The organism is Streptomyces sp. NPDC087263 (assembly GCF_044744645.1).
Taxonomy (GTDB): Bacteria; Actinomycetota; Actinomycetes; order Streptomycetales; family Streptomycetaceae; genus Streptomyces.
Genome location: NZ_JBIUYT010000005.1, coordinates 440664 through 460422, shown reverse-complemented (window position 1 = coordinate 460422; position 19759 = coordinate 440664). Strand labels below are relative to the sequence as shown.

Below are 19759 nucleotides of genomic sequence, written 5' to 3'. Positions count from 1 at the left end.
CTGGGTCGCTCATCCCCGCCCCGTCTCCACCCGGCCCGCGTACGCCTCGTCGAGCTCCTTCAGGCGGGCCGCGAGCTGCGCGGCGATGTCGTCGAGGTGCCCGTCCCGCATCAACTGCGGGTGCGTGCAGTCCAGGTCGTGGTTGACGACCGCACCGGTCACATGCGCGCCCCAGGCCTCCCGGGTGAGCCAGTCCTCGGCGCGCGGGGCTGCGGCCGTGAAGAACAGCAAGTCACCCTTGTACAACCGGTGTTGGTGCTCACGCATCATTCGTGCGTGATTCGGCACGATGTCGACGATCTTCGACAGGGTGTGCTCGCCGAGCCCGGCGAGCGGGCTGCCCGCCCGGCGCAGGGTGGCGAGTACGTCGTCCCTGGTGCGCTCGTCGGTGCGGTCGAAGCCCGCCATGCGCAGTACGGCGGTCAGCGCGTCGCCCTCCTCGGGCGCGGGCCGCTCGCGCCACTGCTCGGCCGGGAACGCGTCGAGCAGCGCGAGGAGTTCGACCTCCTCCCCGGCGTCCTGGAGCAGTACCGCGACGGTGTGCGCGAGGATCCCGCCGACCGACCAGCCGAGGAGACGGTACGGGCCGTGCTCCTGGACCTCGCGGATCCGCTCCACGTAGTCGGCCGCCTCGTCCTGGAGTGTGCTCGGCAGCGGCTCGTCACGGACCAGGCCGCGCGCCTGGATGCCGTACACGGGCTGTCCCGGGCCGAGCCGGGCGGACAGTCCCGCATAGCACCAGGAGATGCCGCCCGCCGGATGGAACGCGAACAGCGGCCGCCGACCGCCCTCGGCGCGCAGCGGCAGTACGACGTCCAGCGCGTCCCCGGAAGCCGGTCCCGCCGCATCGAGCCGGGCGGCGAGCGCGGCCGGGGTCGGCGCCTCGAACAGCGAGCCGATCGTCAGCTCGGCCCCGAGCTCCTCCCGTACGCGAGCCACCAGCCGCACCGCGAGGAGGGAGGTGCCGCCAAGGTCGAAGAACGCGTCGTCGGGACCGGCCTGTTCGACCCCGAGCACCTCCGCGAACAGCCGAGTCAGCGCCTCCTCGCGCGGACCTGAAGCGCGCCTGGCACCCTCGCTGCCCGCGAAGACCGGGGCGGGGAGCTCACGTCGGTCCAGCTTGCCGTTGGGGCTCAGCGGAAAGGTGTCGAGGACGACGACCGCCGCCGGGACCATGTGCTCCGGCAACTCACGGGCCAGTGCCGCCCGTACGGTCGCGGGGTCGGCGACGCCGGTCACGTACCCGACGAGCCGGTCGTCGAGGACCAGCGCGCAGGAACCGGACACGCCGTCCTGGGCGGCCAACGCGGCCTCGATCTCGCCGAGTTCGATGCGCTGTCCGCGCAGCTTCACCTGGTGGTCGGTGCGGCCCAGGTACTCGACCTCGCCTGCCTTCGTCCAGCGCGCCAGGTCTCCCGTCCGGTACATGCGGCTGTCGCAGGGGCCGAACGGATCGGCCACGAACCGGGACGCCGTCAGCTCCGCACGGTTCAGATAGCCGTCCGCCAACTGCACGCCTGCCAAGTACAGTTCGCCCGGAACTCCCGGCGGGCAGGGCTGCAACGCCGCGTCGAGCACGTACAGGCGGGTGTTCCACACCGGCCGTCCGATCGGCACCGGGCCCGAGCCCTCCGGGGCGCAGGCGTGGTAGGAGACGTCGACGGCGGCCTCCGTCGGCCCGTACAGGTTGTGCAGCCTGGCGCCCGGCAGCGTGCGCCCGAAGGCGTTCGCGGTCTCCCGCGGCAGGGCCTCCCCGCTGCAGAAGACTCGGCGCAGTCCCTCGCACTGCGCCGGGTCCGCCTCCGCCAGGAACACCTGGAGCATCGACGGCACGAAGTGGCAGGTGGTGACGGCCTGTTCACGGATCAGCCGGGCCAGGTAGACGGGGTCCTTGTGGCCGCCGGGCTCGGCGACGACGAGCGCCGCGCCCTGACGCAGCGGCCAGAAGAACTCCCACACGGACACGTCGAACGAAGACGGGGTCTTCTGCAATACCCGGTCCTCGGCAGTCAGTTGGTACGTGTGCTGCATCCAGCGCAGCCGGTTGTCGATCGCCGCGTGGGAGACGACGACGCCCTTGGGGCGGCCCGTGGAACCGGAGGTGTAGATGATGTACGCCGGATCGGACGGAGTGAGCGCCCGCGGCGGGTTCACCCACGAGTGCGTGGACACGTCCAGCCCGTCCAGGACGACGAGCCGGGTACCGGTGTCCTGGGGGAGGCGTCCCACGCGGTCGGTGACGGCGCACACCGGCGCCGCGTCCCGGAGCATGAACGTGAGCCGCTGCTCCGGGTAGTCCGGGTCGAGCGGCAGATACGCGGCACCCGCCTTCAACACGGCGAGCAGTGAGACGATCAGCTCCACCGAGCGCGGCACCGAGACCGCCACCACCGCACCCGGCCGGGCGCCGAGGGTCTGCAGATGCCGGGCCAGTCGGTTGGCGCGGGCGTTGAGCTCGGCGTAGGTCAGGGTGGTGTCCCCGTACACCAGCGCCGTCGCGTCCGGGGTCCGCGCGGCGCGCGACTCGATGGGGCCGATGAGCGTGGTCGGTGGCAGTTTGCGGTCCGTGTGGTTGAACTCGTCCACGACCAGGGCGTGTTCGGCCGGAGTCGCGATGCCGTGGGCGGCGAGCGGGAGTTGCGCGTCGGCGTTGGCGAGACGGTCCAGGAGATGCAGGAACCGCTCCTGGTGCGCGGCGAGTTCGGATTCCTCGTACAGGGCCGGGTTGCCGTCGTGGTCGATGCGCAGACCGTGGCCGTCGGTACGGTCGTAGATGTTGACCGTCAGGTCGTCGACCGGGCCGGCCGACAGGTTCCGCGCCAGGGTCGGTGCTCCGGCGAAGTCGACGCCGTAGTCGAAGGGCATGACGTTGACGAGCGGGCCGACCAGGCCCCGCATCTCGCCGAGCAGCCCCAGGTCGCGGCGGATGTCCTCGTAGCGGTAGCGCTGGTGGCGGCGGACCTCCCGGATGCCGAGGACCACCTGCCGTACCAGCTCGGCGAAGGTCGCGTCGGGGGAGACGGTGAGCCGCAGCGGCAGCACGTTCATCACCATGCCCGGCACGCGTAGCGCGACCGAGCCCATGCGGCCCATCATCGGCAGGCCGAGCACGATGTCCGACTGGGCGGTGGCACGGGAGGTGTACAGGGCCTGCGCGGCGATCAGTACGTCCGGCCAGGTCGCGCGGGAGCGGGCGGCGAGCTCGCGCAGGCGCTCCGTGGTCTCCGGCGGCAGATACGTCGTACGACGGCGGAACGTGCGCGAGGGCAGCGCGCCGCGACCCGCGAGCCGGGGCGCCTCGGGTCGGTCGGCGAACGCTTGGGCCCAGTGCGCGCGGTCGGCCGCGAAGGCGTCCGAGGAGCGGTACGCGGCGTCGTCGGCGACGAGTTCGGCGAGCGACCGGAAGGTGCGCGGACCCGGCTCCTCGCCCCGAGCGAGCGCCGTGTAGACCTCGGCGGTGCGCCGCACGAGGAGCGAGTAGCCGAAGCCGTCCATGACGAGGTGATGGATGCTCTGGTACCAGAGCCAGCGCTGTTCGCCCACGCGGAAGAGGGCGTGCCGGAACAGCGGTCCCGCCGCCAGGTCGAAGGGTTCGGTGAGGTCGGCGCGCATCCACGCCTCGGCCTGCTCCTCGGCGTCTTCCGCTCTCCGCAGGTCGCGCACGGTGAGCGGCAACTCCACGGTGGCGGAAAGGTGTTGGCGCGGGCCGTCCGGGGTGTCCTCGACGCGCACGCGCAGCGAGTCGGCCTCGGCGACGACCTGCCGCAGGGCGGCGGCGAAGAGTTCCAGGTCGATCGGCCCGTCGATCTCCAGGCACTCCGCGGTGTTCTGCGCGGGGCTGAGCGGATCGAGGGCCTGCGCGAACCACATGCCCGACTGGGCTGCAGTCAACGGCAGTTCGGTTACCGCGGTGCCCGTGTCGTTCGTCAGGAGGAGCGTCATGAGACGACCCCCAGCAGTGGCGCCCAGGCCTCGATTGCCGGTTGCTCGGCAAGGTCGACGAAGGCCGCCTCGACGCCGTGGTCGCGGCGCCAGCGTTCCAGCAGCGCCATGACCCGGACCGAGTCGAGGCCGTAGTCCATGAGGTTCTCGTCGAAGGGGATGTCTGCGGGATTCTCGCCGAGGGAGTCGGCGACGTCGCTGCGGATCTGCTCCAGGGTGAGGGCCATCGGGCTCAGACCTCCTTGAGAAGCGCGTCGGTGGTGGTGACGACCGCGCAGCGGCCCGCGGCCCAGCGCAGCGCCATGTCGTGGTCCGCACGGGAGAAGTCGGCGACGGCGTCGGCCACGACGAACGCCTGGATGTCCCGCATCCACGCGTCGCAGGCACTCATGAGGACGCCGATGTGGGCGTACACGCCGACGACGATCAGCTGGTCGCGGTCCTCGTCCCGGAGCAGTTCCTCCAGCCGGGTGCGCACGAACGCGCTGTACTTCCACTTGGTGAGCATCCGGTCGCCGGGCTGTGGCGCGACCACCTCCGGCACGCTGAGCGCATACGGGTCGTTGGCGACACCGGGGCCCCAGAAATCGAGCTGGAGGCCGCGCTGCCGGGCGGTCTGCCCGCCCCGCTGCGTCGAGTAGACGACCGGTATGGAGCGGCTGCGGGCGTGGTGGAGCAGGCGTGAGGTGTTGTCGAGCATCCCGGTCAGGGGCGGTTCACCGGCCGGGAACGCGCCGAGGAAGTGGTTCTGCAAGTCATGGACGAGCAGCACGGCGCGCGCGGGATCCACGGTCCAGGCGACGCGGTTCGCGGGCAGCTCGTCCTCGGTCGGCAGGGGATAGGAGGCTATGGCCGGAAGTGCCATGGAAAATCTGGGCCTTTCAGTGCTGCTCGGCGACGGCGGTGGAACGCAGCTGCTTCTTGCTGACCTTGCCGATCCCGGTCCGCGGGAAGGCGTCGACGAACTCGACGAGATCGGGGACCTTGTAGGCGGCGACGCCGCGCTCGCGGACGAATCGCTTGATGGCGACGGATTTCAGCGGATCGACGCCCTCGCGCAGGATCACGTAGGCGAGGGAGCGTTCGCCGAGGTACTCGTCGGCCACCGCGACGACGGACACGTCGTGCACGGACGGGTGGGCGAGGATGATGTTCTCGACCTCCTCCGGCGCGACCTTCTCGCCGCCCCGGTTGATCTGGTCCTTGGCCCGGCCCTCGACGACGACATGACCACTCGGCGTACGGCGCACGATGTCGCCGGTGCGGTAGAAGCCGTCCTCGGTGAAGGCCGTCGCGTTGTGCTCGGGAGCCCGCCAGTAACCGCGGACGGTGTACGGGCCGCGCGTCAGCAGATGCCCGAACTCCCCCTCCGCGACGTCGAGTCCGGTGTCATCGACGATACGGATCTCGTCGTCCGGGGAGATCGGAAGACCCTGTGTGGTGACGACCGTCTCCCGGTCGTCGTCCAGCCGGGTGTAGTTGACGAGCCCCTCGGCCATCCCGAAGACCTGCATCAGCCGGCAGCCCAGCGCGGGTTCCAGACGGCGTGCCGCCTGCTCGCTGTACTTGGCACCGCCGACGAGCACCAACTCCAGGCTCGACAGGTCGTGTTCGGACCCCGGACCGGCCTCCGTCCACACCAGAGCGAGCGGGGGAACCAGACCCGTCATGGTGATCCGTTCCCGCTCGACGAGGGGGAAGGCGGTCGCCGGATCGGGCGCGGGGCACAGCACGGCCGTGCCCCCGGCGTACAGCACACCCAGCCAACCGGGCGAGCTCATCGGGAAGTTGTGCGCGGCGGGCAGCACGACCAGGAAGCGGGTGTCGGCGTCGACGCCGCAGATCTCGTTCGAGCCCCACAGCGAGTACAGGTAGTCGTCGTGGGTGCGCGGGATGAGTTTCGGCACGCCCGTCGTACCGCCCGAGAGTTGAAGGAACGCCAGCTCGTGCGGCTGAGGACCGGGAGGGAGCGGGCCGGACGGATCGCACGGCACTTCGGAGAGGGCCGTGTGCTCGCCCGGGTCGCCGACCACGAAGACGTGCCGCAGACTCGGCGTGCGTTCCTTGACCCTCGATGCGAGGGCGCGGTGGTCGAAGCCCGCGTGCCGTTCGGGGATCACATAGGCGACGGCCTCGGTGAAGGCGCAGAAGTAGCCGATCTCCGACTCGCGGTGTGCGGGCAGCGCGTACACCGGCAGCGCGCCGATCCGGAACAGCGCGAAGACTACCTCGATGAACTCGCCGACGTTCGGAAGGTGCAGGACGACCCGGTCGCCCTTGGATATCCCGCGCGCCGCGAACCCGGCGGCCAACCGGTCGGCGCGCTCGTCCAGTTCGCGGTACGTCCAGGTGCGCCGCTCCGGCGCCGGGTCGACGAGGGCGATCCGGTCGGGATGGGCGACGGCGCGCTCGCGCAGCATGCCGCCGAACGTCTCTCCGCGCCAGTAACCCGCCGCGCGATAGCGCTCGGCGAACTCGGCGGGCCAGGTCGGCGCGTCGACACCGGGGGTGGTGGCACTTCCCGCGAGGCCAGACCGGGCGGCGGTCACAGCGCGGCCCCCACGGCACTGAGGAACGTACGGAATTTGGCGCCCGTCTCAGCCGTCTCGGCCTCGGGCGAGGAGGCGGCCACCACACCCGCCCCCGCGAACAGCCGCAGCGAGCGTCCCTCGGCCTCCGCGCAGCGGATCGTCACGACCCACTCGCCGTCGCCGTCCGCGTTCTGCCAGCCGACCATGCCGGTGTAGGGACCCCGGTCGAAGGGCTCCAGCTCGGCGATGACGGCGCGGGCCAGCTCGGTCGGCGTTCCGCACACCGCCGGAGTGGGGTGCAGCGCGGACGCCAGGTCGAGGGCGGAGACAGCAGGGTCCGTGAGCTCGCCGGTGATGGTGGTCGACAGGTGCCACATGGCCGCCGTACGCACCAGGGTGGGCCGGTCGGGCACCTTCAGGCGGGTGCAGAACGGCGCGAGCGCCTCGCGTACGGCGGCCACCACGACGGCGTGTTCGTGCAGGTCCTTCGGGGACTCCAGCAGCGCGGCCGCGCGCCGGACGTCCTCGGCGAGATCGGTGCTGCGCTGTGCGGATCCGGCCAGCGGATTGGCGGTCAGAAGGCCGCCCCGGCGGGCGACCAGGAGTTCGGGACTGGCCCCCACGAGCGTGCGGCCGGGCCCGCTGGGAACGGCGAAGGTGTATCCGGCCGGGTCACGGCGCGCCAGCCGGCGCAGCATGGCCGGCAGGTCCGGCTCGCGCGGGGAGGTGAGCTCCAGGGTGCGGGCGAGAACGACCTTGTCGAACTCCCCGGCACGCATCCGCTCGACGGCGGCGGCGACCGCCGCGCCGTACCCCGCGGCGGCCGGAACCTCCCTCACCTGCCAGTCGGTTCTCTCGTCGGTGTCGGGAACGGGCAGCGCGATCAGTGGGTCCTCGCGCAGTGGGGGCGCCCACCGTACGGATTCCGGGACGGCCAGCGAGTGCGGGGCGTCCGGGGCGAAGGGCAGCGCGCCCACCACGATCGGAGCAGGGTCGCCCGCACGGCGGCGGGCGTCGAGGACCTCGCATACCCGTCGGGCCAACGGTCTTGTGTCGTGGGGTATTTCGGCGGCGGTGCCGCGGCCGAGGAGGGTGTGCCGGGGAGAGGCGAGGAACCGGTCGGGGCCGGGGCGGTAGGCGTCGAGCAGGGCGGTTGCCGCGCCGGGGGACAGCAGCGTGGGGCTGGTGGCTTCGTGCAGAGATGCAGACATGGGTGTCTCCAGTGGGGAGAGGTGGCATGACCGTGGTCGGTGGGGCAGGGGCCGGTCTCAGGCCCGGAGGGTGGCGCCGCCGTCGACGTACAGGTCGTGCATGGTGATGTGACGGGCGCGGTCGGAGGCGAGGAAGACGACGGCGTCGGCGATGTCGGCAGGGTCGGCGATCCGGCCGAGCGGGATGCCCGTGCGGTGCGAGGCGAGGTCACCTTCGATGACGCGCCGGGCCGCTTCCGCCTGATCGGTGGAGTCGGTCCACAGTGCGCGTTGCATGTCGGTGAGCGTCGAGCCGGGGGAGACGGTGTTACATCGGACGCCCTGTGAGGCCACCTCCAGGCCGAGGCATTTGGTGAACATCACGGCCGCGGCCTTCGAGGCGGCGTAGGCGGCCATGCCCGTGCGGGGGATCCCGGCCGCGTTCGAGGCGACGGTGACGACGCTGCCCCGGCCGCGCCGGGCCATCCGGCGGGCGACGGATCGCGAGACGTGGAACACGCCGTTCGTGTTGACGGCGAAGGTGGCCGCCCAGTCCTCGTCCGTCAGGTCCACGACCTCCGAACTCCGCAGGATTCCGGCGACGTTGACAGCGATGTCGAGCGGTCCGAGTGTGCGCTCGGCCTCGGCGACCAGGGCCTCGACCGCGGCGGCGTCCGTGACGTCGAGCGGGCGGGCGGTGACCTGCTCGCCGTACTTGTCGGCGAGGGCCGCCACGCCCTCGGGGGCCACGTCGGTGGCGAGGACGCGGGCGCCGTGCTCGACGAGCGCCGCGACCACCGCCTCGCCGATTCCCCGGCCCGCTCCGGTCACGAGGGCGAGCCGTCCGGCGAGTTCCGGGCCGGCGCTCACTTTGCGCCCGGAGGAGCGAGGCAACGGGACGGGAAGAGCGGGTTCGGCGCCATGGCCTTGGGTCTCCGTCGCTGTTCGAGTGGGCGGTTGTGTAAGTGGGCTCCGACGTCTCAGGTGCCTTGCACCGCAGGGCAGTTGAGGCACTTTCAGGCATACGAAAGCAATCCGTTCCGTCGAGCCCGGAGCCGCAGAACTTAGGTTAGCCTAACCTTATGGAAATGGGGCGTCGACATATGTGTCAACAATTTCGCGAAGTGCGAAGAACCCCCGCAGGGCCCCAACGCCTTGGAGCATCAACCCTGTTGAGTGCCCCCGCCGCCTTCCCTCACCTTGACGTCACCCAGCCACAGCGTGAACGTCGCCCCCTTGTCCGGTCCCGGCGACGCCGCGACGACGTCACCGTCGTGGGCTCGGGCGATGCCTCGGGCGATGGTCAGGCCGATGCCGCTGCCGCCGGCCGGGGCGGGCCGTCCCGGGTGCTCAATGCGTTCGAAGCGGCTGAAGATCCGGTTCAGGTCGTGCCCGGGAATGCCGACGCCGTCGTCCGTGACGCGGACGATGACACGGGGCCGCGGTTCGTCCTCGCTGTGGACGGAGACCGACACAGCGCCGTGCGCGTCACACGCGATCAGCGCGTTGCCGAGGAGGTTCACCAGGACCTGGGCGATCCGGTCGGGATCGCAGAAGGCGATGACGGGGGAGTCCGCCGTGACGGTGAGGGCCACCCTCTGGTCGTCGTACTGGGGGCGCAGCCGCTCCGCCGTGGCGCGGGCCAGCGCGGCGACGTCCGCGTCCTCGCAGTGCAGGGCGAAGGCCCCCTCCTCGACCCGCGACAGACTGGACAGGTCGGACGCCAGCCGCCGCAGCCGGTCCAGGTCGTCGGAGAGCGAGGCGAACATCGCGTCGTCCGGTGTGAAGATGCCGTCGGCCATGCCCTCGATCTGACCGTGCAGGATCGTGATGGGGGTCCGCATCTCATGGGCGATCTCGGAGACCAGCCGGGCGCGCCGCCGCTCGGTGTCGGCGAGCGCCGCCGCCAGCGTGTTCACGTCGTTGACCAGTGCGGCGAGGCCCGGCTCGCTGGGCAGTTCGAGGACGGTGTCGTAACGCCCTTCGGCGAGCCGACGGGTGGCCGCGCGGATGGTGTCCAGTGGGCGTACCAGGAACCGGGACAGCACGACGGCTGCGAGGACGGCGGCTGCCACCCCGGTCCAGAAGCCGATGTTGTCGGGGTCGACGCGGTGGTGCCAGGGCCCGCTGACCAGTTCCTTGGCCACCGATGTCGCCCCCAGCGTCACCACCAGGACCGTGACGTGGGACAGCACCAGACGGTTGCGCAGCGACAGGCGGGAGTGGATCCGCCGCAGCCGGGCACGCCAGATGCCGGAGGGGCGCGTGGCGGTGTCCTTTCCCCTGGCCACTACGGCGTGTCCTGTGGGTTCGGGGCCGGTACGCCCTGGGTGGGACGGCCGACGAACCGGTAGCCCACGGCCCGCACCGTGCCCACGAACCGGGGCGCGTTCGCGTCGTCGCGCAGCGCCCGGCGCAGCGTACGAATGTGTACGTCCACGAGTCGTTCGTCACCGAAGAAGTCCTCGCCCCACACCTGGGCGAGCAGACCGCGCCGGGTGAACACGCGGCCGGGAGCGCGGGCCATGGCGACCAGCAGGTCGAAGTCGAGGGCGGACAGCTCCGCCGTGTGGTCGCCGTCGATCAGGACCGTCCGCGTGGCCGGATCGGCGGTGAGGCCCTCGAAGCGGAGTGTGCCGTCATCGTCCGGAGTCCCTCCGGGGCCGTTGTCGGTGCGCCGCAGGATCGCCCGTACCCGCAGCGCGAGTTCGCGCGGGCTGAACGGTTTGGTGACGTAGTCGTCGCTGCCGTTGGTGAAGCCGATGAGCCGGTCCACCTCCTCGGTCCGCGCGGTGAGCATGATGACGGGGACCTGGCTGGACTGCCGGATCCGGCGCAGTACCTGGAAGCCGTCGAGGCCCGGCAGCATCACGTCGAGGACCACCAGGTCGGGCCGGTTCTGGGCGACGGCCCGCAGCCCGGAGGGCCCGTCGGCGGCCTCCACCACCTGGAACCCGTCCGCCTCCAGATAGCCCCGTACGGTCATCCGGATCTTGGGTTCGTCATCGACGACCAGAACGCGCTGTGTACTCATCGTGCTCACTTTCCGTCACAGGCGTGGCAAGGGCCCCGGCCACTGCTGCGGATCCTCCGGCGGCCCGGAGGTACAGGTCCTCGAACGCCGCCAGCGTACGGCGGATGTCGTGTTCGGCGACGATTTCGCGGCCGGCCTCGCCCATCCGCAGGCGGGCCACGGGATCGTAAAGAAGCCTGGTGAGGGCATGGGCGAGGGCACTCACGTCACCGGGTGGGAAGAGGTAGCCGTTGCGGCCGTGGTGGACCAGATGCGGCAGGGCCATCGCGTCGGCCGCGACGACGGGTTTGCCGGCCGCCATCGCCTCCATGGTGACCAGACTCTGCAGTTCGGCGGTGCCGGGCATGCAGAAGATGTCGCACCGGGCGTAGGCGTCCAGTACCTCCTGGTCGGTGGCCAGTCCGTGGAAGGTGACCCGGTCCGCGATGCCGAGGTCCTTGGCCAGTTCCTCCAGTGCGCGGCGGCAGGAGCCCTCTCCGACGATCTCGCCCCGCACGCCCGGCAGCAGCGCCAGCGCACGCAGGAGTTCATGGACGTTCTTCTCCTTGTCGAGCCGGCCCACGAACAGCACTTGCGCTTCCCTGCCACCGGTGTCCACGGAGGGCTGGGAGAAGCGCTCCAGGTCCAGCCCGCAGGACACCGAACTGGCCGGGACGCGCAGCCCGTTGTCGTGCAGCAGCCGCACCGCCCGTGCGGTGGGCGCGGTGACGGCCTGGGCGCGGCGGAAGACACGGACGAGGTCACGCCACGCGAACCGGCAGACCGCGCGGGTCAGCCGGGCCGGAAGCCGGGTGTAGCCCAGGAGGTTCTCCGGCATGAAGTGGTTGGTGGCCACCACGGGTGTACCGCGCCGGTGTGCGGCGGTCGCCAGCGTCCGGCAGACGGCGAAGTGGGACTGGATGTGCACCACGTCGGGGGAGAGCCGGTCCAGCAGCCGGGTCACGGGCCGGGCGGTCCGCCAGGGCAGGCAGACACGGAAGGTGGGATGGAAAGGGGTGCGGTGGGAGGCGATCCGGTGCACGGTGATCCCCTTCTCCACAGCGGTACCTGGACCCGCCTCCGTCGCGGGGCAGACGACGTGGACCTCGTGACCCCGGCCCAGGAGCCCCTCGGCGAGCCGCTGGGCGAAGTTCGCGGCGCCGTTCACGTCCGGCGGGAAGGTGTCGGCGCCGATGACGATGCGCCAAGGGCCAGGGCGCTGCATGACGTACTCCTGCGGTGCTGAGGGTCGGCGACCCGAGGTGAGGTGGGGAAAGGAGGTGGAGCGGGTGATGTGGAGCACCCCCGTGAGTGCGAGCGCCCAGCAGCCGAGTCCCGTGCCGACGGTGGCCAAGGAGAGCCCGGGGGCCTCGCCGAGCAGACCGACCCCGATCACCACGGCGACGAACGGATCGACGAGGGTCAGGCAGGCGACGGTGACCTCGGGCGGCCCCGCGGCCTGGGCGCCCTGCGTGAGCCAGAAACCGGCGAGGGCGACGAGGGCCAGTCCGGCGAGCGTGCCGCACAGCGCACCGCTCACACCGGACGACGTGAACTCCTCGCCCGTCGCCCGCAGCAGCACCGACATACAGCCGTACGCGCTCCCGGCACCGACGGCACGTGCCACACAACGCCCTTGCCCGGACAGCAGGTTGGAGAGCCCGGCACAGCAGACCACGATCAGCAGGACCAGGCCCCCGGCCTGGAACTGCGCCGCTGTCGTGACGGAGGTGGTGACGGTGGCACCCGAAGCGATCACCGCGAAGGCACCCGTTCCGGCGACGATCGCGGCCAGCGCCAGCCCCGTCGCCCGGTCGAGCCCGACACGGCGGACCCGCAGCCCCCAGAGCACGCTCACCACGACGGCACCCACACCCAGCGGTTGCACGACCGTCACGGGCGCCAGCCGCAAGGAGGTGATGTGCAGCGTCGTACCCGTCCCCAGCAGGGCAAGACCGGCCAGCCAGCGAGGCCGCCGTACGACGGCCGACAGGGCTGTCGGCCCGCCGGGCGATGTGCCATGCGTGGCGTCGTACTGGAGCCGTGCGCCCGCCGCATAGCAGCACGCGTTCAACACGCTGAGCACGATGGCGAGTTCGGTCATCAGCGGTTCCGGTAGGTGCGCAGTGCGTCGGCCATCATGAACAGCAGGGCGATCTCCAGTCCCAGCGTCGCCCGCTCGGCCAGCCCGAGCAGCCGGGCCGCCGGGACGGATCCCGGCGTACGTGGTCGGCTCGCGCTCACATGCGTACCGAGGAAGAGCAGCGCGGCCCCCGAACTCGCCCAGGACAGGTGGCGTATTCGTCGTGCCCGCGCGCTCGTCGACCGGTGACCGCGCAGCCGACGGGCCAGCAGCAGACCGGCGGCGGGCAGCGCGGCCAGCGAGGCGCCCGCCGCGTGGCGGTGAACCAGTCCGCTCAGGGACTGGGCGCCGCCCGCCGGATCGGTGCGGAAGACCGCGCAGAGCGACAACCCCCCGCACCCCACCGCCAGCGCCGCCGGCGCGACGGTTCCGACGGGGAGTCGGCTGCGGAGCAGTGCGGCGAGCAGCGCGGCCGACCCCGCCGCGGCGCATGCGACACAGGCCGTGAACAGGGTCGCCGCGCCGTCGTGCAGCGCGTAGTCGCTGAGCGTCTGGCCGACCGGATCGACCTGCTCGGACCACCCAAGGTGCAGCAGTGCGGCCAGCGCGACCGACCCGGTGAGAGCGGTGCGCGCCGCCGAGGCCAGCTGTCTGTGACCACCGCGACCGGCGGCGACCTGCGGTGAGAGGAGAACGTGCATGACCGTCAGACAACGGGCGGCCGATGAGGCCGGTACCACTCGCCGTATGAAGCTTCCGTGAGGTGGCTGCTGGAGCTTCCATGAGGCGGCAATATCGAGAACAAAATTGTTGACAATCTCGGCGGACTGAATTTAGCTTCGACAGGCACTCACTCAGGGAGGGCGCATGCCGAAGGAAGCCCGTCCGAGCACCGGAGAGCAGGCCAAGCAGCATGCGCTCACGCAGTTGCGGCAGGCGATTCTGCGCGGCGACATGGCACCTGCCCAGCGGCTGGTGGAGAACGAGCTCGCCGAGCAGTTCGGTGTGACACGGGCCAGCGTCCGGGCGGCGCTGATCGAGCTGGAGTCGGACGGACTGGTGGAGCGGATCCGCAACCGTGGATCACGGGTGCGGGTGGTGACGGTCGAGGAAGCGGTGGCCATCACCGAGTGCCGTATGGCCCTCGAAGGGCTGTGCGCGGCGAAGGCGGCCGTCGCCGCCAGTGACGAACAGCTCGCGGAACTCACGGACTTGGGCAAGGCGATGACCAAGGCCGTAGCCGACGGCGAGCCGATCACCTACTCCGAGCTCAATCACGAAGTGCACGCCCGGGTAAGGCAGTTCAGCGGCCAGCAGGTCGCCGTGGAGCTGGTGGAGCGGCTCAACGCGCAGTTGGTGCGCCACCGTTTCCAGCTCGCACTGAGGCCGGGCCGGCCACAGCAGTCCCTGGGTGAGCATCTGACCATGATCGAGGCGATCACGGCCAGGGACCCGCAGGCGGCCGAGGCAGCCGTCCGCGCCCACCTCAGCAGCGTGATCGACGCGTTGCGCGACTGAGGCGGCCGAAGCGGCCGAGGCGACCAAAGCGGCCGACACGGCCGACACGGCCGACACGGCCGACACGGCCGACACGGCCGAGGCGACTGACGCGGCCGAGGCGGGCGCACACCTGTCCACCAAGGTGAGATGAGCAATGACGCACGGCTCCGTGCCCGTCGCCTCACGATCGACGCTTGTCGTCACCGCGCACGCCGGAGACTTCGTGTGGCGGGCCGGGGGCGCGATCGCCCTGGCCGCCTCCCGCGGAGAGAAGACCACCATCGCGTGCCTGACCTTCGGTGAACGCGGTGAGTCCGCCAAGGCCTGGCGCGAGGGCAGGAACCTTGAGGAGAGATCCAGCCCGACGTCGTGCTCACCCACCCCGTCGAGGACCCGTACAACGGCGACCGGGGCCATCCAGCAGACGTTCTTCCTGTACGTCTACGAGCCGGGCGGCAACCGCGTCGAGCTGTTGCAACCCGCTCACCCGGCTGGTGCTGGCCCCCGACTGGCCGCTGATCACCTGGACCAGGAAAGAGCGGGCCAAGGGGCGGGCCTGGGGCTGAAGACCATCGAGTCCTTCCACACGCACGGCACACCGCCCGTCGACTGACGGCAACGACGGTCTCGTACAGCGAGAATCGGAACCAACGCTGCGCGTGCGATCAAGGAGACGAAGTCCGTACGGGGTGTGGTTCAAGAACGTTATGCCATTGCCCTGGCCGCCCCAGGATGCTGGAGTGATCCCATGGATCACGTTGCGGTACTTGCCTTGTTCGACCGGGATATGCGAGAGGGGGCGCGGCCGGACGCCCCAGGTGCCCGGATCGAGCACACCGGCAAGGTGGTGCGACAGGTGAGCACCGGGCAGGGCTGGAGCGGGGTGACCTGGTCGGATCTCGACGAGGGGAGCGCGGACGCGGCGATCGCCGAGCAGATCCGGTACTTCACCGAACTCGGGCTCGTTTTCGAGTGGAAGCTCTACGGACATGACCAGCCGGAGGACCTCGGGCAGCGGCTGCGGGATGCCGGGTTCATCGCCGAGCCCGAGGAGACGCTCATGATCGCCGAACTGGGCGATCTCGTGCTCGACGCCGAGCCGCCCGAGGGCGTACGGCTCCTTCCGGTCACCGACCGCGCGGGCGTGGACCTCGTGGCCGACGTGCACGAGCAGGCGTTCGGCACGGACGGTACGCGGCTGCGCCACCAGCTGCTCGCCCAGCTGACCGGCGACGAGGACACGGTCGTCGCGGTGGTGGCCCTCGCGGGTGACGTTCCGGTCAGCGCGGCCCGCATGGAACTTCCGCCCGGGGCGCGGTTCGCCGGGCTCTGGGGCGGCGGCACCGTCGAGGCCTGGCGCGGACGCGGCATCTACCGCGCCCTCGTCGCCCACCGTGCCCGCGTCGCCGCCGACCGCGGCTACCGCTACGTCCAGGTCGACGCCTCAAGCCAGAGCCGCCCCGTCCTCGCCCGCCTGGGTTTCCAGCCGCTGACCACGACGACGCCGTACGTGTACGCACCGGACGACGCCGGGTCCGCGTAGAGCCGTCGGCCCCGCGACCGGGGAACAGCCGCTGCCCGGCGTCGCTCACAGCGTGAGCTGGTACTCCACGGCCCTGTGCGTCGGCAGATAGCCGAGCGCGTCGTTGATACGGAGCATGGGCGCGTTGCTGTCGGCGGTGTCGGTGAGCAGGCCGCCGAGTTCGGGGTGCCGTACGCGGGCCTGACGGATCGACTCCGCCTTCATCCACAGCCCGAGGCCGTGCCCGCGGTGCTCGGGCAGCACGCCGGTGCCGTAGTGCTGACCGTCACCGCGGCCGTCGCCCGGCACGACCAGCTCGGAGAACCCTGCGATCGAGCCGTCCGAGCGGTCCACCACGGCGACGGTGTGGAGCAGCTCGCCGCGCTTGGCGACGGCGTCGGCCACCGACCGGACCCGCTCCACGTCCCACCCGACCGTCCCGTAGTCGGTGTCTTCCATCGGCATGTCGTCCATGGCCCGGCGAGAGTCGGCGAAGGTCCGCGCCAGCGCGGGCGGCACGGCGCCGTCCCAGTGCGTCAACTCATAGCCGGGGTGCGGGTGTTGGACGATCCCGTTGATCCGGGCGAGGTCCACGTCGGGGAGCGGCAGCCTCGCGTACGTCAGCGCCAGCACCCGGTGGAAGCCGCGCGCCGCCAGGAAGCGGTCGCCGGGGGAGCCGTCCCCGGCCTGCGCGACGAGCGACCGCCGCCCCTCGCTCCGCGCCGCGGCGACAGCCGCGTCCAGCAGGAGACCGCCCACCCCCTGCTGCCGCTCATCCGGATGTACGGCGATCTCGATCTCCGCGAGATGTTCCTGCCCCGCCTTCGTGAACAGCCGCAGGAAGGCGGAGCCCAGCGGAACACCGTCGGCGTCGGAGGCCAGCCACGCCAGGCGTCGGCTCGACGGTGTGATCTCGGGATCGGTCAGCGGTGTGATGCGCGGGGGCAAGGGCTCTCCGTGGCGGCAGGGTGGGTGCGGGGAAGCCCGCAGAACCTAGCCGCCACGGAGAGCGACGCGCAAGGAAATTACGCCACGGCACGCGCCCGGCAAGAGAATTGGCGACGGCGCGACAAGCCGGGCCCGCCGCTCGGCCCTCAGCAGCGAACCCTTCGCCGGACCTGCGCGCGCCCGACCTGCGCGCCCCAGACCTGCGCGCGCTCGGCCTTCAGTGGTGAGTCCTTGGTCGGACCAGGGCCTGCTCGGCCTTCAGTGGTGAGTCCTTGGCCGGACCAGGGCCTGCTCGGCCTTCAGTGGTGAGTCCTTCGCCGGACCAGGGTCCGCTCGGCCCTCAGCGGCGAGTCCCCCCGTCCGACCTGCGCCCGCTCCGCCCTCAGCGCCGAACCCTTCCCCTGCTTCGCCCGCCGGAGCGGTCGAGTGCCGCCACGCCCAGTGCGGCCAGCCCGATCTGGATGAGCCACTCGATCCAGTCGATGCCGTTGGTGTCGGACACGTCGAACGCGTTGGCGATCGCGGCGCCGACCAACGCGGCGATGATGCCGACGACGATTGTCAGCAGGATGCCGATGCGCTGGCGCCCCGGGACGACCAGCCTGCCCAGTACGCCGATGATGATGCCGATGATGATGGCACTGATGATGCCTGAGATCTCCATCTCCGCCCCTCTTTGTCGTTGCCCTCGTAGTTATGCGTGTGCCCGCTGGATGCGCGGGCAGTCCGCTCGGCTTTCAACCGGCACCCGACCGACTTTCGACAGGCACTGGTCTGGCCTTCGCGCGACCGGGCGCGTGCTCCGGCGGCCTCCTGTTCAGCCCCCCTCTCGTCATGTACCGTTCAATAATCTGTTGCCCGGAGGACGGCCAAGCCCCGTTCTACGCGCGCAGACTTGGCGCCCGCACCGCCTCTCCCACCCCTCACGGAGGTTTTGCCGGATGCTCGGATTCAGAAGGTCCCGCCACAGACTCACCACCGCGCTGGCCGCGTTCGGGCTGCTCCTGACGGGCGCCGCCGTCCAGACGGCCACCGCGGGCGCGGCCGCCGCGGCGACCCCGCACCGCATCCTGTTCGACAACACCAAGGCCGAGACCGCCGGCAACGCCGACTGGATCATCGGCACCAGCCAGCCGGACCCGCTCGGCCAGGACTCCACACCGTCGGCCGAGACCGACTGGACCGGAGCGCTCTCCGCGTGGGGCGTCGCCCTCCAGAAGACCGGCAACTACTCGTTGAAGACGCTTCCCTCGGGCAGCAGCATCACGTACGGCACCACGGCCGCGACCGACCTGCAGAACTTCGACACGTTCGTCCTGCCCGAACCGAACATCCTGTTGAGCACCGCCGAGAAGACCGCGGTCATGACGTTCGTGCAGAACGGCGGCGGCCTCTTCCTCGTCTCCGACCACACCGGATCCGACCGCAACAACGACGGCGAGGACGCGGTCGAGGTCATCAACGACCTGATGGCCAACAACAGCGTCGACAGCACGAACCCGTTCGGGTTCACCGTCGACACGCTCAATGTCGGCACCGAGGACCCGAGGGCCATCTCCAGCACCACCGACCCGGTCCTGAACGGTTCCTTCGGCAAGGTCACCGGCAGCATCATTCGCAGCGGCACGACGGCCACCCTGAGCCCGACCGCCAACGCCGCGGTCAAGGGCCTCCTCTACCGCTCCGGTTACTCCGGAAACACCGGTGCCTTCTTCGCCACCAGCACCTTCGGCAGCGGCCGGGTCGCGTTCTGGGGCGACAGCTCACCCATCGACGACGGCACCGGCCAGTCGGGCAACACGCTGTATGACGGCTGGAACGACACCGCCGGCACCAATGCCGCGCTCGCCCTGAACGCCACCGAGTGGCTCGCGGGAACCAGCGACAGTGGCGGCGGAGGCGGCACCTGCACGGCCGCGCAGCTCCTCGCCAACCCCGGCTTCGAGTCCGGCAGTTCGTCCTGGACCGCCAGTAGCGGAGTGATCACCACCGCCACCGGTCAGGCCGCCCGCACCGGCTCCTACAAGGCCTGGCTGAACGGCAACGGCGCAGCCAATACCGAAACCCTCTCCCAGTCGGTGACCATCCCAGCCGGCTGCGCGGCCACCCTGAGCTTCTACCTCCACGTGGACACGGCAGAGACAACCACCAGCACGGCGTACGACACCCTCAAGGCCCAGGTTCTCAACAGCAGCGGCACGGTCCTGGCGACGCCGGCCACGTACTCGAACCTGAACGCCGCGACGGGGTACACCCAGCGCACGTTCAACCTCGGCAGCTATGCCGGGCAGACGGTCACCGTCAAGTTCACCGGCGTCGAGGGCTCCATTCTCCAGACGTCGTTCGTCATCGACGACACGGCCCTGAACGTGAGCTGACCGACGCGCGAAGGGGCGGGCCCGAGTCCGGGCCCGCCCGTGTCACCCGGCGTGAACCCACCCGGTGGCGGCCACGACCTCACTCGCGATGTCCACCACCGTGCGGTCGTCGGTCGCCACCCGCACGGTGTCCGCGGGCACCCGCTCGTCCAACAGCCGTGCCTTGTGGGCGCTGTTCGCCATCTCGCGTTCCAACTCGGAGCCGATCTCCCGCCCCTTGAGCCGCCGGGCCGTGGTGTCGTCGGTGGCAGTCAGCAGCACGCGGATGATCCGTACCTCTCCGCCCATCGCCCGCTGGAACAGGCTCGCCGACTCGGCCAGCACACTCACGGTGTTGGTGTAGACGAGGCGCCGGTGGCCGAGCTCGGCGAAGTTCCCCCACACCGCCCGGAGATTGCGCTCGGTGATCCCTGCGCGGTGCGGATCGCCGTCCGGCGCCGGATGCACGTATCCCATGAAGTCGCCCTCGATCACCGCGTGCGCGACCTCGGCGAACCTCAGCCGCGCCGAGACCTCCCAGCCCACGGTGGACTTGCCGACGCCCGCGCGCCCGCCGATGAGCAGTACCTCCGGTTGGTCCATGCGAAAAGCGTGCCAGCCCGGGGTCCGCCGGGCGATCGATACGCGTCCGGTCGCGCATGTCCGCCATGAC

The 19759-nt window shown here is 71.0% G+C and carries 16 protein-coding genes and 2 pseudogenes; 5 read left to right on the top strand and 13 right to left on the bottom strand.

The window, feature by feature from the left end; genetic code table 11:
* Window positions 1-9: 9 nt before the first annotated feature.
* The 10 genes from ACIPC1_RS19190 to ACIPC1_RS19145 all read right to left on the bottom strand — a co-directional run bounded on the left by ACIPC1_RS19190 (window position 10) and on the right by ACIPC1_RS19145 (window position 13460).
* On the bottom strand, window positions 10-3942 hold the full coding sequence (locus ACIPC1_RS19190; RefSeq protein WP_402518426.1) for an amino acid adenylation domain-containing protein: 3933 nt from the start codon (window positions 3940-3942) through the stop codon (window positions 10-12).
* Complete coding sequence (locus ACIPC1_RS19185; protein ID WP_402518425.1) at window positions 3939-4169, bottom strand: phosphopantetheine-binding protein; 231 nt, start codon at window positions 4167-4169, stop codon at window positions 3939-3941. Before ACIPC1_RS19185 ends, ACIPC1_RS19190 begins: the two co-directional genes overlap by 4 nt.
* Before the next feature lie 5 nt (window positions 4170-4174).
* Window positions 4175-4807, bottom strand: a complete 633-nt coding sequence (locus tag ACIPC1_RS19180; RefSeq protein ID WP_402518422.1) for an isochorismatase family protein — start codon at window positions 4805-4807, stop codon at window positions 4175-4177.
* 16 nt (window positions 4808-4823) lie between these two features.
* Window positions 4824-6491 (bottom strand): (2,3-dihydroxybenzoyl)adenylate synthase, encoded by a 1668-nt coding sequence (locus ACIPC1_RS19175; protein ID WP_402518420.1) that lies wholly within the window; start codon window positions 6489-6491, stop codon window positions 4824-4826.
* Complete coding sequence (locus ACIPC1_RS19170; protein ID WP_402518419.1) at window positions 6488-7684, bottom strand: isochorismate synthase; 1197 nt, start codon at window positions 7682-7684, stop codon at window positions 6488-6490. The genes ACIPC1_RS19175 and ACIPC1_RS19170 overlap by 4 nt, the downstream gene beginning before the upstream one ends.
* 57 nt (window positions 7685-7741) lie before the next feature.
* The gene (locus ACIPC1_RS19165) at window positions 7742-8533 is read right to left on the bottom strand and encodes a 2,3-dihydro-2,3-dihydroxybenzoate dehydrogenase (RefSeq protein WP_402518417.1); all 792 of its coding nucleotides are present in this window, start codon (window positions 8531-8533) and stop codon (window positions 7742-7744) included.
* Between the two features lie 293 nt (window positions 8534-8826).
* Window positions 8827-9954: a sensor histidine kinase gene (locus ACIPC1_RS19160; protein ID WP_402518415.1), complete on the bottom strand. Its 1128-nt coding sequence runs from the start codon at window positions 9952-9954 to the stop codon at window positions 8827-8829.
* The gene (locus tag ACIPC1_RS19155) at window positions 9954-10697 is read right to left on the bottom strand and encodes a response regulator transcription factor (RefSeq protein WP_384376747.1); all 744 of its coding nucleotides are present in this window, start codon (window positions 10695-10697) and stop codon (window positions 9954-9956) included. Before ACIPC1_RS19155 ends, ACIPC1_RS19160 begins: the two co-directional genes overlap by 1 nt.
* Entirely contained in the window at window positions 10666-12780 is a 2115-nt protein-coding gene (locus tag ACIPC1_RS19150; RefSeq protein ID WP_402518413.1) for a glycosyltransferase, read from the bottom strand. Before ACIPC1_RS19150 ends, ACIPC1_RS19155 begins: the two co-directional genes overlap by 32 nt.
* Window positions 12780-13460, bottom strand: coding sequence for a DUF998 domain-containing protein (locus tag ACIPC1_RS19145; RefSeq protein ID WP_402518410.1), 681 nt, complete (start codon window positions 13458-13460; stop codon window positions 12780-12782). The genes ACIPC1_RS19150 and ACIPC1_RS19145 overlap by 1 nt, the downstream gene beginning before the upstream one ends.
* A gap of 166 nt (window positions 13461-13626) precedes the next feature.
* Here ACIPC1_RS19145 and ACIPC1_RS19140 point away from each other — a divergent pair, with 166 nt between their 5' ends.
* The 4 genes and pseudogenes from ACIPC1_RS19140 to ACIPC1_RS19125 all read left to right on the top strand — a co-directional run bounded on the left by ACIPC1_RS19140 (window position 13627) and on the right by ACIPC1_RS19125 (window position 15802).
* Window positions 13627-14277, top strand: a complete 651-nt coding sequence (locus tag ACIPC1_RS19140) for a GntR family transcriptional regulator (protein ID WP_402518407.1) — start codon at window positions 13627-13629, stop codon at window positions 14275-14277.
* Window positions 14278-14413: 136 nt separating this feature from the next.
* Window positions 14414-14682: pseudogene (locus ACIPC1_RS19135) on the top strand (PIG-L family deacetylase); the annotation flags it as partial.
* Window positions 14672-14872 (top strand): annotated as a pseudogene (locus tag ACIPC1_RS19130) (catechol 2,3-dioxygenase); the annotation flags it as partial. The pseudogenes ACIPC1_RS19135 and ACIPC1_RS19130, both read left to right, overlap by 11 nt.
* 135 nt (window positions 14873-15007) lie before the next feature.
* Window positions 15008-15802, top strand: coding sequence for a GNAT family N-acetyltransferase (locus ACIPC1_RS19125; RefSeq protein WP_402518405.1), 795 nt, complete (start codon window positions 15008-15010; stop codon window positions 15800-15802).
* 45 nt (window positions 15803-15847) lie between these two features.
* On the opposite strand, the gene ACIPC1_RS19120 is transcribed toward ACIPC1_RS19125, so the two are convergent.
* Window positions 15848-16729, bottom strand: coding sequence for a GNAT family N-acetyltransferase (locus ACIPC1_RS19120; RefSeq protein ID WP_402518402.1), 882 nt, complete (start codon window positions 16727-16729; stop codon window positions 15848-15850).
* A gap of 382 nt (window positions 16730-17111) precedes the next feature.
* Window positions 17112-17393, bottom strand: a complete 282-nt coding sequence (locus tag ACIPC1_RS19115) for a GlsB/YeaQ/YmgE family stress response membrane protein (RefSeq protein ID WP_402518401.1) — start codon at window positions 17391-17393, stop codon at window positions 17112-17114.
* Window positions 17394-17670: 277 nt separating this feature from the next.
* Between ACIPC1_RS19115 and ACIPC1_RS19110 the strand changes: the two genes are divergently transcribed.
* Window positions 17671-19107 carry a hydrolase gene (locus ACIPC1_RS19110; protein ID WP_402518398.1) on the top strand — a complete coding sequence of 479 codons (1437 nt, stop codon included), beginning with the start codon at window positions 17671-17673 and terminating at the stop codon, window positions 19105-19107.
* Window positions 19108-19149: 42 nt separating this feature from the next.
* Here ACIPC1_RS19110 and ACIPC1_RS19105 read toward each other — a convergent pair whose 3' ends face one another.
* Window positions 19150-19689: a hypothetical protein gene (locus ACIPC1_RS19105; RefSeq protein WP_402518396.1), complete on the bottom strand. Its 540-nt coding sequence runs from the start codon at window positions 19687-19689 to the stop codon at window positions 19150-19152.
* Window positions 19690-19759 lie beyond the last annotated feature (70 nt).

Coding starts and splice junctions, on each gene's coding strand:
- ACIPC1_RS19190 (WP_402518426.1), bottom strand. CDS start 3,942: ATGACGCTCCTCCTGACGAACGACACGGGCACCGCGGTAACCGAACTG.
- ACIPC1_RS19185 (WP_402518425.1), bottom strand. CDS start 4,169: ATGGCCCTCACCCTGGAGCAGATCCGCAGCGACGTCGCCGACTCCCTC.
- ACIPC1_RS19180 (WP_402518422.1), bottom strand. CDS start 4,807: ATGGCACTTCCGGCCATAGCCTCCTATCCCCTGCCGACCGAGGACGAG.
- ACIPC1_RS19170 (WP_402518419.1), bottom strand. CDS start 7,684: ATGTCTGCATCTCTGCACGAAGCCACCAGCCCCACGCTGCTGTCCCCC.
- ACIPC1_RS19155 (WP_384376747.1), bottom strand. CDS start 10,697: ATGAGTACACAGCGCGTTCTGGTCGTCGATGACGAACCCAAGATCCGG.
- ACIPC1_RS19150 (WP_402518413.1), bottom strand. CDS start 12,780: ATGACCGAACTCGCCATCGTGCTCAGCGTGTTGAACGCGTGCTGCTAT.
- ACIPC1_RS19145 (WP_402518410.1), bottom strand. CDS start 13,460: ATGCACGTTCTCCTCTCACCGCAGGTCGCCGCCGGTCGCGGTGGTCAC.
- ACIPC1_RS19140 (WP_402518407.1), top strand. CDS start 13,627: ATGCCGAAGGAAGCCCGTCCGAGCACCGGAGAGCAGGCCAAGCAGCAT.
- ACIPC1_RS19125 (WP_402518405.1), top strand. CDS start 15,008: ATGGATCACGTTGCGGTACTTGCCTTGTTCGACCGGGATATGCGAGAG.
- ACIPC1_RS19115 (WP_402518401.1), bottom strand. CDS start 17,393: ATGGAGATCTCAGGCATCATCAGTGCCATCATCATCGGCATCATCATC.
- ACIPC1_RS19110 (WP_402518398.1), top strand. CDS start 17,671: ATGCTCGGATTCAGAAGGTCCCGCCACAGACTCACCACCGCGCTGGCC.
- ACIPC1_RS19105 (WP_402518396.1), bottom strand. CDS start 19,689: ATGGACCAACCGGAGGTACTGCTCATCGGCGGGCGCGCGGGCGTCGGC.